This window comes from Streptomyces sp. 4F14, from assembly GCF_048159485.1.
Lineage (GTDB): Bacteria > Actinomycetota > Actinomycetes > Streptomycetales > Streptomycetaceae > Streptomyces.
Genome location: NZ_JBLRVY010000056.1, coordinates 13,212 through 28,013, shown reverse-complemented (window position 1 = coordinate 28,013; position 14,802 = coordinate 13,212). Strand labels below are relative to the sequence as shown.

Annotated in this window: 14 protein-coding genes; 5 read left to right on the top strand and 9 right to left on the bottom strand. The window is 72.9% G+C overall.

What is annotated here, in order from left to right; all coding sequences use genetic code 11:
- Window positions 1–120: 120 nt before the first annotated feature.
- The gene (locus ACLZOT_RS49230) at window positions 121–3,633 is read right to left on the bottom strand and encodes an ALF repeat-containing protein (RefSeq protein ID WP_416975855.1); all 3,513 of its coding nucleotides are present in this window, start codon (window positions 3,631–3,633) and stop codon (window positions 121–123) included.
- Between the two features lie 411 nt (window positions 3,634–4,044).
- On the opposite strand from ACLZOT_RS49230, the gene ACLZOT_RS49225 reads away from it, so the two are divergent.
- The gene (locus tag ACLZOT_RS49225; RefSeq protein ID WP_416975854.1) at window positions 4,045–4,533 is read left to right on the top strand and encodes a hypothetical protein; all 489 of its coding nucleotides are present in this window, start codon (window positions 4,045–4,047) and stop codon (window positions 4,531–4,533) included.
- Between the two features lie 24 nt (window positions 4,534–4,557).
- Here ACLZOT_RS49225 and ACLZOT_RS49220 read toward each other — a convergent pair whose 3' ends face one another.
- Window positions 4,558–5,151, bottom strand: coding sequence for a helix-turn-helix domain-containing protein (locus tag ACLZOT_RS49220; RefSeq protein ID WP_416975853.1), 594 nt, complete (start codon window positions 5,149–5,151; stop codon window positions 4,558–4,560).
- A gap of 129 nt (window positions 5,152–5,280) precedes the next feature.
- Between ACLZOT_RS49220 and ACLZOT_RS49215 the strand changes: the two genes are divergently transcribed.
- The 3 genes from ACLZOT_RS49215 (at window position 5,281) to ACLZOT_RS49205 (ending at window position 8,733) form a co-directional block, all read left to right on the top strand.
- Window positions 5,281–6,063: an IclR family transcriptional regulator gene (locus ACLZOT_RS49215; protein WP_416975852.1), complete on the top strand. Its 783-nt coding sequence runs from the start codon at window positions 5,281–5,283 to the stop codon at window positions 6,061–6,063.
- A gap of 78 nt (window positions 6,064–6,141) precedes the next feature.
- Window positions 6,142–8,157: an FAD-dependent oxidoreductase gene (locus tag ACLZOT_RS49210; protein ID WP_416975859.1), complete on the top strand. Its 2,016-nt coding sequence runs from the start codon at window positions 6,142–6,144 to the stop codon at window positions 8,155–8,157.
- Between the two features lie 21 nt (window positions 8,158–8,178).
- On the top strand, window positions 8,179–8,733 hold the full coding sequence (locus tag ACLZOT_RS49205) for a PadR family transcriptional regulator (protein ID WP_416975851.1): 555 nt from the start codon (window positions 8,179–8,181) through the stop codon (window positions 8,731–8,733).
- A gap of 1 nt (window position 8,734) precedes the next feature.
- Here ACLZOT_RS49205 and ACLZOT_RS49200 read toward each other — a convergent pair whose 3' ends face one another.
- Window positions 8,735–9,256, bottom strand: coding sequence for a hypothetical protein (locus tag ACLZOT_RS49200; protein WP_416975850.1), 522 nt, complete (start codon window positions 9,254–9,256; stop codon window positions 8,735–8,737).
- A gap of 202 nt (window positions 9,257–9,458) precedes the next feature.
- Between ACLZOT_RS49200 and ACLZOT_RS49195 the strand changes: the two genes are divergently transcribed.
- A complete protein-coding gene (locus ACLZOT_RS49195; protein WP_416975849.1) occupies window positions 9,459–10,142 on the top strand; it encodes a glycoside hydrolase family 75 protein in 684 nt (227 codons plus the stop codon).
- Here ACLZOT_RS49195 and ACLZOT_RS49190 read toward each other — a convergent pair.
- From ACLZOT_RS49190 to ACLZOT_RS49165, 6 genes are all read right to left on the bottom strand, one after another.
- Window positions 10,139–11,308 carry a macrolide family glycosyltransferase gene (locus tag ACLZOT_RS49190; protein WP_416975848.1) on the bottom strand — a complete coding sequence of 390 codons (1,170 nt, stop codon included), beginning with the start codon at window positions 11,306–11,308 and terminating at the stop codon, window positions 10,139–10,141. The genes ACLZOT_RS49195 and ACLZOT_RS49190 overlap by 4 nt on opposite strands.
- A gap of 169 nt (window positions 11,309–11,477) precedes the next feature.
- Entirely contained in the window at window positions 11,478–12,113 is a 636-nt protein-coding gene (locus tag ACLZOT_RS49185) for a CatB-related O-acetyltransferase (protein ID WP_416975858.1), read from the bottom strand.
- Between the two features lie 160 nt (window positions 12,114–12,273).
- A complete protein-coding gene (gene dhaM, locus ACLZOT_RS49180; RefSeq protein WP_416975847.1) occupies window positions 12,274–12,681 on the bottom strand; it encodes a dihydroxyacetone kinase phosphoryl donor subunit DhaM in 408 nt (135 codons plus the stop codon).
- Entirely contained in the window at window positions 12,678–13,298 is a 621-nt protein-coding gene (gene dhaL / locus ACLZOT_RS49175) for a dihydroxyacetone kinase subunit DhaL (RefSeq protein ID WP_416975857.1), read from the bottom strand. Before dhaL ends, dhaM begins: the two co-directional genes overlap by 4 nt.
- A 2-nt stretch (window positions 13,299–13,300) precedes the next feature.
- Window positions 13,301–14,293: a dihydroxyacetone kinase subunit DhaK gene (gene dhaK / locus ACLZOT_RS49170; RefSeq protein WP_416975846.1), complete on the bottom strand. Its 993-nt coding sequence runs from the start codon at window positions 14,291–14,293 to the stop codon at window positions 13,301–13,303.
- Between the two features lie 118 nt (window positions 14,294–14,411).
- Window positions 14,412–14,783: a DUF4333 domain-containing protein gene (locus ACLZOT_RS49165; protein ID WP_416975845.1), complete on the bottom strand. Its 372-nt coding sequence runs from the start codon at window positions 14,781–14,783 to the stop codon at window positions 14,412–14,414.
- Window positions 14,784–14,802: the final 19 nt, after the last annotated feature.

The window sequence follows — 14,802 nt, the reverse complement described above, 5'->3', positions numbered from 1 at the left end:
CGGACAGGGCACGCCCACCGGACGACAGCGGCGGGGGGGGGGGGGGGGGGGGGGGGGGGGGGCCCGCCCCCCCCCCCCCCCCCCCCCCCCCCCCCCCCCCCCCCCCCCCGGGGGATCAGGTCACGTCCTCGGGCAGGTCGCCGAGGCCGACGGATACGCGGTGATGACCCGGTACTTCTTGCTCTTGTACCGGGTCACGATGCACAGGAACTTCTCCCCGCCCTCGCCGATGGCGTCGGCGTACTCGGCGGCGAAGACCTTGTTGCCCGCGCTGACCTGAGGCGTCTGGCCCTTGACGCGCTCCCACGCGTCGTCGATCAGCGCCAGCACCTCGTCCTGGCCCTTGTTGACGAAGACGCCGTGCAGCGGCTTGTCCGGGTTGGGGCGGGTGTGCTCCATGATGTGGTCGATGCGGTGGGAGTTGCCCTGCGGCATGTAGACGAGGCCGCGCGGCGACTGGAAGATGTCGTTGCCCAGGTTCTGGAAGTTGGTCGGGCAGGACGTGCCCGCCGCGACCGCGACCCGGGCCAGCGGCCGTACGCACATCGGGAACTGCGGCGTCTTGCCGAACAGCCGGCGGAAGAAGTCGTCCGCCTTCGTCACCCACTTGCCGCCCTTGACTCCGGCCGCGCCCCACCCGGCGAACGGCACCATCCCGGCGCAGGACAGACCCGCGTCGATCGCGTTGCCCTCACCGGCGTACCACGCGCAGTTCACGCCGTCGGCGGCCTCACCGAAACCGGGGATCAGACCGAGGACGTCCAGGGCGAAGTGGCCGCCCTCGGAGAGGACCTGGCCCCAGTCGATGTCCTCCAGCTCGGCCATGTACGCGGCGAACTCCTCGTCCTCCGCGAGCAGCGCGAACTCCTCCGCCTCGGCCGCGGCCTGGGCGAAGTGCTCCCGGATCTCCTCCTGGAGCTTGCGGAACGCGACCTCACCGGCCTGCGTCGCCGCCCGGCTGGCCGCGGCGGCGTCCTCACCGGCCGCGATCTTCGACGCGTACGCGGCGTCGGCCGCCGCCCACGCGTCGCTCGCCGAGACCTGCGCGGCGGCCGCCGACGACCGGGCCTGGCCCGCCGACACGTCCGCGCGCACCACGGCGGCCTTCGCGTCCGCCTCGGCGGCCCGCGCCGTCCGCGCGGACGCCGCCGCCTCGGCCGCGGACTTCTCCGCCGCGTCGGCGTGCGCGTCCGCCTGCTGCGCGTACTCCGTCGCCTGGGCCGCCGACTGCCGGGCCTGCTCGGCGTACTCCGCCGCCTCGGCGGCCGCCTTGCGGGCCTCGGCCGCGACCTTCGCGGCGAGCGCGGCGTTCTCCTGCGCCGTCGCCGCGACCCGGGCCGCCCCGGCGATGAGCCCCTGGAGCCGGGACACGTGCGTCGCGGTCAGCCGGTCCTTGCGCACCGCCCGGAACTGCTCGACCTCGATGAACCGGTGCAGCACCTCCGGCGGACCGGCCAGTGCCACGTCCACGGCGGCCTTCAGCTCCGGACCGCCCGCGCTGTACAACTGCACGGCGCGGACCCGCTCGTCGCTGGTGCGGGCCGTGAAGTACCCGGTGTGGACGAACTCCCGCATGGTGTCCGTCGAACCGGAGTCCAGCGCCGCCTGCCCCGCCTTCTTCACCCCGGGACCGGCGCCCGTGATCAGCTGCGTGACCCGGATCCGGTAGTCGTCCCGGGCCGCCTGGTGCTGGCCGGTCGCGATGAACGCGCTGATCTTCGCCGCGTCACCGTTCAGCGCCGTCTTCGCGGCCGTACGGACCGCCGCGTACTCCGACTCCCAGGCCAGGTTGACCGTGCGCGCGTACTCGTCACGCCGTACGGCCTCCGGCAGGCCGGTCCTGATGTACTCGACGACCTGCGCGTCCGACCCCGCGAGCGCGGACTCGGCGGTGGTGACGCTCCAGGGCCCGCGCGTGCCGGCGATGTGCAGCGCGACCTTGCGGGCCTTGCCGGCGATCAGCGTCAGGTCGGCGCCCGGCGCGGTGACCTCCTCCGCAAGGGACCGCGCCTCCTCGTCGGCGGCGCGCGCTGCCGCCGCCTCCCGCTGCTCACGCGCCGTGCGCTCGGTGTCGGCGCGCTTGAGCGTCTTCGCCTGCTCGACGTCCGTGTAGCGGCGGTCGGCCAGCTCGGCCGCCTCCACCTCGCGGGCCACGTCGTAGGTGGCCTTCGCCTGGACGACCGCCGCCGTCGCCACGTCGGCGGCCTTCTTCGCCTCCGCCGCGTGCTTGGTGGACTCGGCCGCCGCCGTCGCGGCGTCCCCGGCGTGCTCGGCGGCCTCCTCGGCCGCCTTGCCCGCGTTACGGGCGTGCGTCGCGGCGGAGTTGGCGGCGTCCCGCGCCTCGCGGGCCGCCTTGCCCGCCTTCGCGGCCAGCGCGACCGCGCGGTTGGCCGCACGGGTCGCCTCGGCCGCCTGCCTGCGCGCCTCGGCCGCCGCCGCGCTCGCCCGCTGGGCCTGCGCGCTGGACACGTTGGCGTGACCGCTGGCCTCCTGCGCCGCCGCAGCGGCCAGGTCCGCGTTGGTGCCCGCGCTCGCGGCGGCCAGCGCCGCCTTCCCGGACTCGTCGGCCGCGATGGCCGCCTGGTCGGCCGCCTTCGCGGCGGTCTCCGCGCCCTTCGCCGCCGCGTACGCGCCCTCGGCCGCCTTGCGGGCCGCCGACGCCTTGGTCGCGTCCGTCGCCGCGTCGGCCGCCGCGCTGCGCGCGCTCGCCGCGGACTGGGCCGCCGCCGACGCCGCTGACGCCGCCTGGGCGGCCGCGTTGGCCGCGATCCGCGCCGACGTGTTCGCCGCCCGGGACGCGCTGATCGCCTCCTGGGCCGCCTTCGCCGCGCCGTTCGCCGCGTCGGCCGCCCGGCCCGCCGCGTTCGACGCCTTGGTCGCGTCCTCCTTCGCGGCGGCGGTCTCGGCGGCCGCCTTCTGCGCGGCCTCCTTGGCGAGCTTCGTCGCCGCGATGGCCCGCGCCGACGCCTCCTTCGCGGCCTCGGTCTCCACCTTCGCCAGCCGGCCGGACTCCTCGACCAGCTTCACCAGGTCCTCGATCGTGGCCAGCTCCTGGTCACGGGAGAGCGCGATGTGCCGCCCCACCTCCAGGAACTCGGTCACGTCCTCCGGCGTCCCGTCCAGCGCGACCTGCGCGGCCTCCCGCGTCGCGGGCCCGCCGGCGGACAGGATCTGCACGACCTCCACCCGCTCGTCGCTGCGCCGCGCGTCGTACTGGCCGTCGACGACGAAACGCTGTACGTCGTCGGCGGTGCCCGCCAGAGCCGCCTGGCCCTCGCTCCGCACCTCCGGGCCGCCCGCGCTGATGATCTGCGTCGCGCGCACCCGCTGGTCCTGCTCCAGCGGCGCCTTCCAGCCCGACTCGATGAACGCGTCGAGGTCCGCGGGCGTCCCGGCCAGGGCACGTTCCGCGGCCTCCCGGACGCCCCGGCCGCCCGCCGAGAAGATCTGCACCGTGGCCACGCGGTCGTCCGACAGTTCGGCGACGGCCCGCTCGCTGTCGAGGAACGCGCGCACCTGGGCGTCCGAGCCCAGCAGCGCCGCCTCCGCGGCGGCCTTGACGCCCGGTCCGCCCGTCTTCCAGGCGCGCAGCACCTCGCCGCGGGGTGTGTCGGGGATGTGGTCCGTGCCCACCGGCTCGCCGGGATCCGGCGGGACGGCCGCCCGGACGGGCGTCGAGAGGACACCCGCGAAGAGCGCGAGAAGGAGGGAGAGGCAGAGGGCTCGTGCGGAATTCCGTATTCCGAGTGTTCTGTTTCTGTGTGTTCTGCTTCTGTGTGTCAAGACGGGGTCAAATCCTTTCTTTTCCGAAGGAAGTCCCGGCCCCGGCCGATCGGGGCCATCCGGAGAATACGTGCTCTCCCACCTGGACGAAGGCTCGATGACGTACGATCGTGGCCGAGATCGACACGGTCGAACACGGGGGAATCATGTCAATGGCACGTAAAGCGCGGTGAGTGGAACCGGCGTGCTGCCGTATCGGAGAATTTCCCTGGATCGGCCCGTTTTCGCGCACACCTCGTCCCACATCGGAAGGAATCCCTGGTGATTTCCCGCGCTCACAGAGTCCTGATCGCCGGCGTCGGGGTCGGCGCCGCGCTCGCCGGCGGTGCCGCACTCGCCATCGCCGCGCCGGGGGCCGCGTCCACCGCCGCCGCCGAGCCGCCCTACGCGGTCGAGGACTTCTCCTATCCGGACGCGGCCCGCATCCAGGCCGAGCAGGGCATCAAGCTTGTCCGGGGCGACGGCCGCATCACCCTCGTCGCCTGCGACGACGCGGCCGACCAGATCAAGGTCCTCTCCCGGGCCGGCGCCGGCGACTTCTGCTTCCGGGCCACGTCCGCGAACGGCTTCCTCGCCCTCGAACTCGCCGACGTCTTCGCCGTCCAGACCGAGAGCCACCCGGTCCGCGTCGAGCTCTCCGCCGAGGGCCGGACCGAGACCGTCGACGTCCCCAAGAACGACTTCCAGGGCGTCGGCGAGGGCCTGGGCAAGCCGCCGACGGTACTCCTGGAGATCCGCGTCACCGGCTGACGGGGTTTCGGGGTAGGGCAGGCCTCACGTCGTTCCTCCCTTCAGTACCGTCGGGCTGATCTGGCGGACCTGGGGGAGGGTCGTGACCATGTGGGCGACGACCCGGTCGGTGAGGCAGGCGTGGCGGTGGGGGATGTCGCCGGGGAAGCGGGCGAAGTCACCGGCCGCGAGGTCGACGGGCTCGGTGAGGGGGCCGGTGCGCAGTCGGCCGGTGATGACGTAGATGTGGTGGAGGGTGCCGGGGGCGTGCGGGGCGATGGGCTCGCTCTGGCCCGCCGCGCGTTCGAGGCGCAGGACGAGCGTGCGGACGTACCCCGAGCCGTACACCTCGTCGAGGAGGCGCTCGGACCAGTTGCCGGTGGTCGTCCAGCCGCCCTCGTCGTGGCGCTGGACGTACACGGGCGTGCCCCACTCGGTGAGCAGCCGGCGGGCCGGTACGTCGAGGGCGGCACCGAGCAGGGAGAGCGTCTCGACCGTGGGGTTGCCGGAGCCCTGCTCGATCTTCGACAGCGTCTGCTTCGAGAGACCGGAGCGGCGGGCCAACTCCCCCAGGGACATGGCCCGTTCGAGCCGGAACCGGCGGACGTTGCGGGCGACGAGGTCGTTCTCGTGGTTCATGCCGTCACTTTTAATGTGCATGGCGTCAATGTTGACGGACGGGAGCCCGCCTGCCCATGCTTGTCACGTAAAGCATTCCGCATGGTGCAATGAAATTGACGCCATCCCTCGAAGCCGGGGTGAACCGCCATGACCACCGCTCCCGAGGTCCGTGACGACCGGGCCGCCGTCGACAAGGCCATCAGCCTCCTGGCCGCCTTCGGCGACCGGGGCAGCAGCGGCGTCGGCGTGAGCGAACTCGCCCGCCGGGCGCGGCTCAGCAAGTCCACCGCGTTCCGCCTGCTGGGCAGCCTGGAGCGCAACGGCGTCGTGGAGCGGGTCGGCACGGACTACCGCCTCGGCGAGCGCCTGCACCAGCTGGGCCGGTCGGTCTACGCCCCGGACCACGACCACGTCCACGACCTCCTCCTCCCGCACCTGACGGACCTGTACGAACTCACCCGCCACACCTCCCACCTGGCGGTCCTGCACGGCACGGACGTCGTCTACCTCGCGAAGCTCTACGGCCACCGCCCGGCCCCCGTCCCCTCGCGCGTCGGCGGCCGCCTCCCCGCGCACGCGACAGCCGTCGGCAAGGTGATGCTCGCCTACGACGCGCAGGCCGCCGCCCGGGCCACCGCCGTCCCCCTGCACCGCTTCACGGCCCGCACGATCGCCGACCCCACGGCCCTGTGCGCCGAACTCGACCGCGTCCGCCGCACCGGCATCGCCTACGACGACGAGGAGAGCCGCCCCGGCCTGAGCTGCGTCGCCGCCCCCGTCCTGGACCGCACCGGCCGCCTGGTCGCGGCCCTCTCGGTCGCCGGACGCCGGGGCCACATCGACACCGTCCGCCTGGGCGCGGACGTACGGCGCGTCGCGGCGGCGGCGTCGCGGACGTGGGCGGGGCAGGGTCGGGTGCCGCGCCCCTGACGTTTTGCAACTAGTTGCATAATGGCGCCCGGCCCTCTACAACGGAAGGGCACACCCCCGAAGGAGGGCGCCATGAGCCTGAGCCGCTACCCGCACCTGCTGAGCCCGCTCGACCTGGGCTTCACCACGCTGCCCAACCGCGTCCTCATGGGCTCGATGCACGTCGGCCTGGAGGAGGCCGAGCGCGGATTCGAGCGCATGGCCGCCTTCTACGCGGAACGCGCCCGCGGGGGAGTGGGCCTCATCGTCACCGGCGGCATCGCCCCCAACGACGAGGGCCGCCCCTACCCGGGAGGCGCCAAGCTCACCACCGACGGGGAGGCGGACCAGCACCGGGTGATCACCGACGCCGTGCACGCCGAGGGCGGCCGGATCGCTCTCCAGATCCTGCACTTCGGCCGGTACGCCTACCACCCCGACCTGGTCGCCCCGAGCCCCGTCAAGGCCCCGATCAGCCCCCACACCCCGCGCGAACTGACCGCCGCCGAGGTCGAGAAGACCATCGAGGACTACGTCCGCACCGCCCGCCTCGCCCGCGCCGCCGGCTACGACGGCGTCGAGATCATGGGCTCCGAGGGCTACCTCATCAACGAGTTCATCGCCGCCCCCACCAACCACCGCACCGACGAGTGGGGCGGCTCCTACGAGAACCGCATGCGCTTCCCCGTCGAGATCGTCCGGCGTGTCCGCGAGGCCGTCGGCGAGGACTTCATCCTGATCTACCGCCTCTCCATGCTCGACCTCGTCCCCGGCGGCTCCACCTTCGACGAGGTCATCACCCTCGCGCAGGCGATCGAGGCGGCGGGCGCGACCCTCATCAACACCGGCATCGGCTGGCACGAGGCCCGCATCCCCACGATCGCGACGTCGGTGCCGCGCGGCGCGTACACGTTCGTCACGAGGAAGCTCATGGGCGAGGTGACGATCCCCCTCGTCACCACCAACCGCATCAACACCCCCGAACTCGCCGAGGAGTTGCTCGCCGACGGCGTCGCCGACATGGTCTCCATGGCCCGCCCGATGCTCGCCGACCCGGAGTTCGTGAACAAGGCCGCCGCCGGCACCCCCGAGGCCATCAACACCTGTATCGGCTGCAACCAGGCATGCCTGGACCACACGTTCAGCGGCAAGATCACCTCCTGCCTGGTCAACCCCCGCGCCTGCCACGAGACCGAACTGACCCTCTCCCCGACCCGCCTGCGCAAACGCGTCGCGGTCGTCGGCGCGGGCCCCGCCGGGCTCGCCTGCGCGGTCACGGCGGCCGGGCGCGGCCACCACGTCACCCTGTTCGACGCCGCGAGCGAGATCGGCGGCCAGCTCAACGTCGCCCGCAAGGTCCCCGGCAAGCAGGAGTTCGACGAGACGATCCGCTACTACGCACACCAGTTGACGGCACATCAGGTCGACGTCCGCCTCAACACCCGTATCGAGGCGGACGACTTGACCGGCTACGACGAGATCGTGGTCGCCACCGGAGTCGTCCCCCGCGTCCCCGACCTCGACGGCGTCGACCACCCCAAGGTCCTCGGCTACCTCGACGTCCTGCGCGACGACGCCCCCGTCGGCGACCGCGTCGCGATCCTCGGCGCCGGCGGCATCGGCTTCGACGTCGCCGAACACCTCACCGACAGCGGCGACAAGGCCCACGAGAACCCGGCGACCTACTTCCGGGCCTGGGGCGTCGACCTCGACCACACCACCCCCGGCGGCCTCACCACCCCCGACCGCCCCACCCCGCCCCGCACGGTCCACCTCCTCCAGCGCAAGACCAGCAAGGTCGGCGCGGGCCTCGGCAGGACCACCGGCTGGATCCACCGCACCGAACTCAAGCACCGAGGCGTCACCATGACCCCCGGCGCGACCTACGACCGCATCGACGACACGGGCCTGCACATCACCGTCGACGGCCACAGCACGGTCCTGGAGGTCGACACGGTCGTCCTGTGCACCGGCCAGGAACCGCGCCGGGACCTGTACGACGCGCTGGTGGCGGCGGGCCGGACCCCGCACCTCATCGGAGGCGCCGACGTCGCCGCCGAACTGGACGCCAAACGCGCCATCAAACAGGGCACGGAGATCGCGGCGGCGCTGTGACGCCCTCCCTAGGATGACCGCATGTCACTCCCGCACGCGATCCTCACCGCCCTGCTCGAAAAGCCGTCCTCGGGGCTGGAGCTGACCCGCCGGTTCGACCGGTCGATCGGATACTTCTGGTCGGCCACGCACCAGCAGATCTACCGCGAGCTGGGAAAACTGGAGGCGGAGGGCCACATCCGCACCCTCCCCTCCGCCACCCCCGCACGCGGCCAGAAGAAATCGTACGAAGTCCTCCCCGACGGCCGAGCCGAACTCGCCCGCTGGACCGCCGGACCCCAGGACCCCAAACCCCACCGCGACGCCACGCTCCTGCGCCTGCGCGCCGCGGCGGTCGTCGGCACGGCCGGCCTCGCCGCCGACCTCGCCCGCCATCTCGCCCTCCACCAGCGCCAGTTGGCCGAGTACGAGGAGATCGAGGCCCGCGACTTCCCGCCCGGGGACGAGAACGCGCAGGCCAGGCTCCAGCACCTGGTCCTGCGCGCGGGCATCGCCCTGGAGACGTTCTGGATCAGCTGGCTCAGCGAGGCCCTGGCACAGCTCCCCGAAGCCGAACTCCCGGAAACGGACGCCTGATTCAGAGCCGGTACGGCCGCCGGCGCCGCCGCAGGAACCACGCCGCCGCCACGACCCCGAGCCCGGTCAGCGCCCCGCCCGCCGCGAGGGTGACCGTGCCGTAGTCCTTGATCCCGCCCCCGATCCCGCCCAGGACCCCCCGGGCGGGCGCCGTGGTCGAGGAGGTGGTCGGAGCCGACGACGCCGACACGATGATCGTCTGGGACCCGGCGCTACGGCCGTCCGCGCAGCGGACCATCACCGTGTACGTGCCGGGCGTGACGCTCGTCCACGCCGCCGACTGGCTCACCGTCGTCCCCGACAGCGCCACCTGCCGGCCCTGGCTGAAGCTCGTCTGGCTGCTGGTCAGCAGGGACGTGGTGCCGTAGCTGCCGCTGACCTGACTGATACAGGTGCTGGTCACCACCGACACCGTCGACCCCGTCGTACTCACCGAGATCCCGGCCGCGGACGCCGGACCCGCGGCCAGCGCGACGGCCGCCGCGCTCGCCCCGGCACCGACGAGAAGCTGAAGTGTGCGCATGCGGACAGCCAAAGCGGCCCACGCGCGGCCCGCACCCCGGGGGCCGCCGGGCAGGTGACGGATTCCTTCGTACGGCGCAACCTCTGCCGGACCGTCAGTGGGCATGCACCGTACGGCCCCCTTGAGGTGGCCGAGGTGACGTGGGGACACCAGATTTACCTGAGTGTCCGTCAAAGTCCCTTCGCGGAGAGGTTTTCTCTACGTGCGTCCCCAGTCGTTGACACTCGTCGCCGCCTGCCTCGCCCTGCTGGCACCGACCGCGCCCGCCGCCGTGCCCCAGGCGTTCGGCCTGCCCACCTCCGACGGCCCCGTCGGCGCGGCGGACCTGCTCGCCAAGGTGCGCGGCTGCGACCCCGTCTCGCGCGGCAAGTACCGTACGGACGACTTCGCGCCGCGCACCGTGCCCGTCTGCGGCACCCGTGACGCCGTGTTCTGGAAGGCCGACATGGACATCGACTGCGACGGGCGCCCCGGCCGGCACTGCAACCGGGCCGCCGATCCGCTGTTCGCGCCGGTCACCGCCTTCCAGCAGTCCGACGGACGCCAGCTCAGCGCGGAGACGCTGCCCTACATCGTCGTACCGATGAAGTCCGCCACCTGGAACCACCGGGACAGCGGGGTCCTCGCCGGTTCCGTCGCCGCTGTGATCTACCGGGGCCGGGTCCAGTACGCCGTGGTCGGCGACACCGGACCCGACGACATCATCGGCGAGGCGTCCTACGCCACCGCCAAGGCCCTCGGGATCCCGGCGGACCCGCGCACCGGGGGTGTGGCCTCGGGGGTGACGTACATCGTCTTCAAGGACTCACGGGTCAAGCCCATCGAGGACAAGGCGGAGGCGCTGGCCGTGGGGGAGCGGCTCGCGAAGCTGTTCGTCCGGAACTAGACGAGCTTCCCGACGAGGTCGGCCGCCCGGCTCGTCCCTCCCTCCGAGCGGGCCGCCGCCCGCAACTGCGCCGACCTGCGCGCCACTTCGGGATCGCCGGTCAGCTCCAGGAGGGCGGCGCGCAGGGCCTCGGCTGTCGCGTCCGCCGTGTCGATACGGCGGGCGATGCCCAGCTCGACGAGCCGGTCCGCGTTCATGAACTGCTCGGCGCCCTGCGGTACGGCGATCATCGGGACGCCCGCGAGGAGGCCCTCGCCGCAGCCGCCCATGCCCGCGTGGGTGACGAACGCGTCGGCCCGGTCGAGGATCGCACGCTGCGGCACCCAGGAGTGGACCTCCACGTTCGCCGGGATCGCCCCGAGGTCCGCCGGGTCGGTGTACTTGCCGATCTGGAGGACGGCGTGCCAGCCCGGCAGATCACCGAACGCGGCGACGCACTGCCGGTAGAACTCGGGCTGACGCGTGTATGCCGAGCCGAGCGAGACGAGCAGGACCTTCTCCGCGCCCGCCGGACGCGCCCACTCCTCCTCCCCGGCGGGGTCGAAGCAGGGCCCCACGAAGGTCACCGTGGACGTGTCCACGCGGTCAGCCTGCGGCTGCATGGCCCGGGTGATCGTCGCCACCGTGTTCCCGGGACGCCCGGCGAACTCCTCCATCGTGAGCGTCGACGCCCCGCACTCCTTGAGCCACGCGTCGAACCGCGCCCGGTACGCGTCCGCGCCCGGCAGCGCCCAGAGGTGCGCGGCGACCTCCGTGTCGTACCCCTCCCAGGCCACGAAGGTCGGGGAGAGCTGCATCAGGGGGCGGTTCTGGGACTCGGCGAGGGCGCGGGCCGCGTACGCGCCGATGTCGTACAGGTAGAGGTCGGCCGGGTCGGTGTCGTAGGCGGCGCGGAGCTGGGGGAGGGCCTGGACCGCCTCGTCCAGGAACACCGACATCGCGCCGATCGGGTCCTCGGGCCAGTCGTTGTCGGCGACCGGGAGGACGGACGTGTACGGGACCAGCTCCGCGCCGGTCGGCTCGATCAGGTGGGCCACGGCGGGGTCGTTCGCGTAGGTCACGCGGTGGCCCCGGGCGACCAGTTCACGGATCACGTCGAGGCTGGGCAGGACGTGGCTGACGGCGGGGATGCCGACCATCGCGATATGGGCACGGCGACGGGACATGGACGATCACACTCGTTTCAGGTCTACGGAGATGGCGCGAGGACACGACTGAGCGCGGCCCGGCGGTGTCGCGCGGGGCGCTCGGTGAGGGGTCGTGTCAGCCGTAGAGCTGAAGGAAGCCGTACATGGAAATGACCTTAGCCCGGCCGGGTGAGGTCGCGCATCCGGATTACGGGGCCGCCGCTTCGAGGTCGGCCACGGTCCCCGACATGATCGTCCGTACGTGCGCCGTGATGTGCTCCAGCGGCCAGTCCCACCAGGCCAGCGCCAGCAGCCTCGCCACGTCCTCCTCGCCGAACCGGGAGCGGATCAGGCGGGCCGGGTTGCCGCCGACGATGCCGTAGTCCGGGACGTCCGAGGTGACGACGGCGCCGGTTGCGACGATCGCGCCGTGCCCGATGCGGACGCCCGGCATCACTGTCACGCCGTTGCCGAGCCACACGTCGTTGCCGACGACCGTGTCACCCCGGTTCGGGAGCCCGGTGAGCAGGTCGAAGTGCTCGGACCAGGCGCCGCCCATCGTCGGGAACGGGAACGTGGAGGGGCCGTCCTGGCGGTGGTTGGCGCCGTTCATGATGAACCGCACGCCCGTCGCGAACGCGCAGAACCGGCCGATGACCAGCCGCTCCGGGCCGTAGTGGTAGAGGACGTTGCGCGTCTCGAAGGCGGTCGCGTCGTCCGGGTCGTCGTAGTACGAGAACTCCCCGACGTCGATCAACGGGGAGGTGACCAGCGGCTTCAGCAGGACGACACGGGGCTGGCCGGGCATGGGGTGGAGGGTGGTCGGGTCGGGGAGCGGGGGCATGGGGTCTCCGGGGTGGCGGCGGGCGGCGCAGGAGGCGTCGGCGAGGGGGCGGCGGGTGGGGTGCCGGGGGCGGGGTGTCGCGTCCATGATCGTCTCGTGACGCCCGCCCCGCCCACCGAATTACCGCCCGCTGCCCCCGGTGCCGCCGCCCGCGCGGCCGTCACACCTTCCGGTACCCGTACGCCTCCCCGGCTGCCGCCTCCACGGCCGTCAGGTTCGCGCCGGTCGCCGCCGTGACCGCCGCCGCGATCGAGCCCTCCACGAAGGGCGCGTCCAACAGACGGATGTCGTGCGGGAGTTCGTCGTCCTCCAGGAGCGCCTTGACGGTGAGGACGGCGCTCCCGAGGTCCGCGAGGACGGCCACCCCGGCACCCCGGTCGACCTCGGCGGCGGCCCGCGTGATGAGGGCGGCGCTGGTGCCGAACCCGCCGTCCTCGGTGCCCCCGGCGGCGGCCACGGGTACGGCGGTGCCGTCGCCCACCAGACCGCGCGCGAGGTCCGCGACGGACTCGGCGACGGCGGCGCTGTGCGAGACCAGCACGATCCCGACGAGTTTCTGATCGCTCATGACGTTTCCTCCCCTTGGACTTCCCCGTGGGTCTCGGCCAGCGCGGCGATCAGCAGGGCCGCCGAGGTCGCCCCCGGATCCTGGTGCCCCACGCTGCGCTCACCGAGATAACTCGCGCGCCCCTTACGGGCCTGGAGCGGCACGGTCGCCGCCGCCCCCTGCTCGGCCGCGACCCGCGCCGCCGCGAACCCGGCGTCGAGCGCGTCCACGGCCGGGACCAGCGCGTCGATCATGGTCTTGTCGCCCGGCGCGGCCCCGCCGAGCTGCATGACCGCCTGCACCCCGGCCCGCAGCGCCGCAGCGAACTCGGCGTCGCTCACCTCGGGTGCGTCCCCGAGGGCCTTGCCGGTGCCGCGCAGCAGCGTCCCGTACAGCGGCCCCGAGGCCCCGCCGACGGTGGAGATGAGCTGGCGCCCGGCGAGCTGGAGCACGGCTCGCGGCGTGGCGGGGGCGTCCTTCTCCAGGACGGCCACCACGGCGGCGAACCCGCGCCGCAGGTTGGCCCCGTGGTCGGCGTCCCCGATGGGCGAGTCCAGCTCGGTGAGCCGGTCCGCCTCACGGTCGATCGAGGCGGCGGCGGTCGTCAGCCAGCGGCGGAAGAAGTCGGCGTCGGGCATGGTCACATGCCCCAGCGCAGCCCGGCCGTGCTGACCGGCGCCTTCCACAGCCGCAGCAGCTCCTCGTCGATCTGGCACAGCGTGACGGACGCGCCGGCCATGTCCAGCGAGGTGACGTAGTTGCCGACCAGCGTGTGCGCGACGGCGACCCCCCGCGCGGCCAGGACGCGCTGGACCTCGGCGTTGAAGCCGTACAGCTCAAGCAGCGGCGTCGAGCCCATGCCGTTGACCAGGACGAGGACCGGGTTGCGGGGGTTCATGTCCTCCAGGATCGCGTTGACGGCGAAGTCGGCGATCTCCCCGGACGTCATCATCGGACGGCGTTCGCGGCCCGGTTCGCCGTGGATGCCGATGCCGAGCTCCAGCTCGCCCGCCGGCAGGTCGAAGGTGGGCGAGCCCTTGGCGGGGGTCGTGCAGGCGCTCAGCGCGACGCCGAAGCTGCGGGAGTTCTCGTTGACCTGACGGGCGATCGACTCGACCCGCTCCAGCGGCTGGCCCTCGTCGGCCGCCGCGCCCGCGATCTTCTCCACGAACAGGGTCGCGCCGGTACCGCGCCGGCCCGCCGTGTAGAGGCTGTCGGTGACCGCGACGTCGTCGTTGACGAGGACCTTCGCGACCTGGATGCCCTCGTCCTCGGCGAGTTCGGCCGCCATGTCGAAGTTCAGGACGTCCCCGGTGTAGTTCTTCACGATGAACAGCACCCCGGCCCCGCTGTCCACGGCCGCCGCCGCGCGGACCATCTGATCCGGCACCGGGGACGTGAAGACCTCGCCGGGACAGGCCGCCGACAGCATGCCGGGCCCCACGAAACCGCCGTGCAGCGGCTCGTGCCCCGAACCGCCGCCCGACACCAGGGCCACCTTCCCCGCGACCGGCGCGTCCCGGCGCACGATCACCCGGTTCTCGACGTCCACGACCAGCTCGGGATGGGCCGCCGCCATCCCCCGCAACGCGTCCGCGACCACGGTCTCCGGAACGTTGATCAGCATCCTCATGGCGGGTCCTCCTGATGACCTGTGCACCTGCGTCTTATTCGATTGTCGGCCCTGGTGAACGACCACTCGGAGACTAACGTTCACGGTCGCGCTTTGTCGTCGGGAGCGACCGAAGCACTCAGCGGTCGAACTTCCAGGTGATATGCGTGGGCGTCACGTTGACGACCGTCACCGGGATCCGGACGGCCGTCCCGTCGCCCCGTCGGCCGGTGCAGGTCATCCGCGTCCCGGCGACCGCGAGCAGCGGACCCGGGCAGCTCACGTCGTGGACCCTGATCCCCACCCACGGCAGCGGGTGGTAGAGGCTCTGCGTCCGACCGGCGACGATGTTCGCGGAGAGCGCCCTGCGACCGTCCACCATGACCGTGCTGTACTCGTCCAGCCCCGTCGTCGACTGAGTCGTGGAGAGCGCGTGCGTCCCGAGGACACCGGCGAGGAGGGCGACGGCCGCCCCGGCGACGGCCCCGACGGCGAACCTGCTGTCCGGCACGGGCGGCACCTCCTCTCGG

What these genes read in the sequence shown, in the direction of transcription:
- ACLZOT_RS49200 (WP_416975850.1), bottom strand. Translation starts at nt 9,256, where the DNA reads ATGCGCACACTTCAGCTTCTCGTCGGTGCCGGGGCGAGCGCGGCGGCC.
- dhaL (WP_416975857.1), bottom strand. Translation starts at nt 13,298, where the DNA reads ATGCCCGACGCCGACTTCTTCCGCCGCTGGCTGACGACCGCCGCCGCC.
- dhaK (WP_416975846.1), bottom strand. Translation starts at nt 14,293, where the DNA reads ATGAGGATGCTGATCAACGTTCCGGAGACCGTGGTCGCGGACGCGTTG.
- ACLZOT_RS49190 (WP_416975848.1), bottom strand. Translation starts at nt 11,308, where the DNA reads ATGTCCCGTCGCCGTGCCCATATCGCGATGGTCGGCATCCCCGCCGTC.
- ACLZOT_RS49215 (WP_416975852.1), top strand. Translation starts at nt 5,281, where the DNA reads ATGACCACCGCTCCCGAGGTCCGTGACGACCGGGCCGCCGTCGACAAG.
- dhaM (WP_416975847.1), bottom strand. Translation starts at nt 12,681, where the DNA reads ATGAGCGATCAGAAACTCGTCGGGATCGTGCTGGTCTCGCACAGCGCC.
- ACLZOT_RS49205 (WP_416975851.1), top strand. Translation starts at nt 8,179, where the DNA reads ATGTCACTCCCGCACGCGATCCTCACCGCCCTGCTCGAAAAGCCGTCC.
- ACLZOT_RS49220 (WP_416975853.1), bottom strand. Translation starts at nt 5,151, where the DNA reads ATGAACCACGAGAACGACCTCGTCGCCCGCAACGTCCGCCGGTTCCGG.
- ACLZOT_RS49185 (WP_416975858.1), bottom strand. Translation starts at nt 12,113, where the DNA reads ATGCCCCCGCTCCCCGACCCGACCACCCTCCACCCCATGCCCGGCCAG.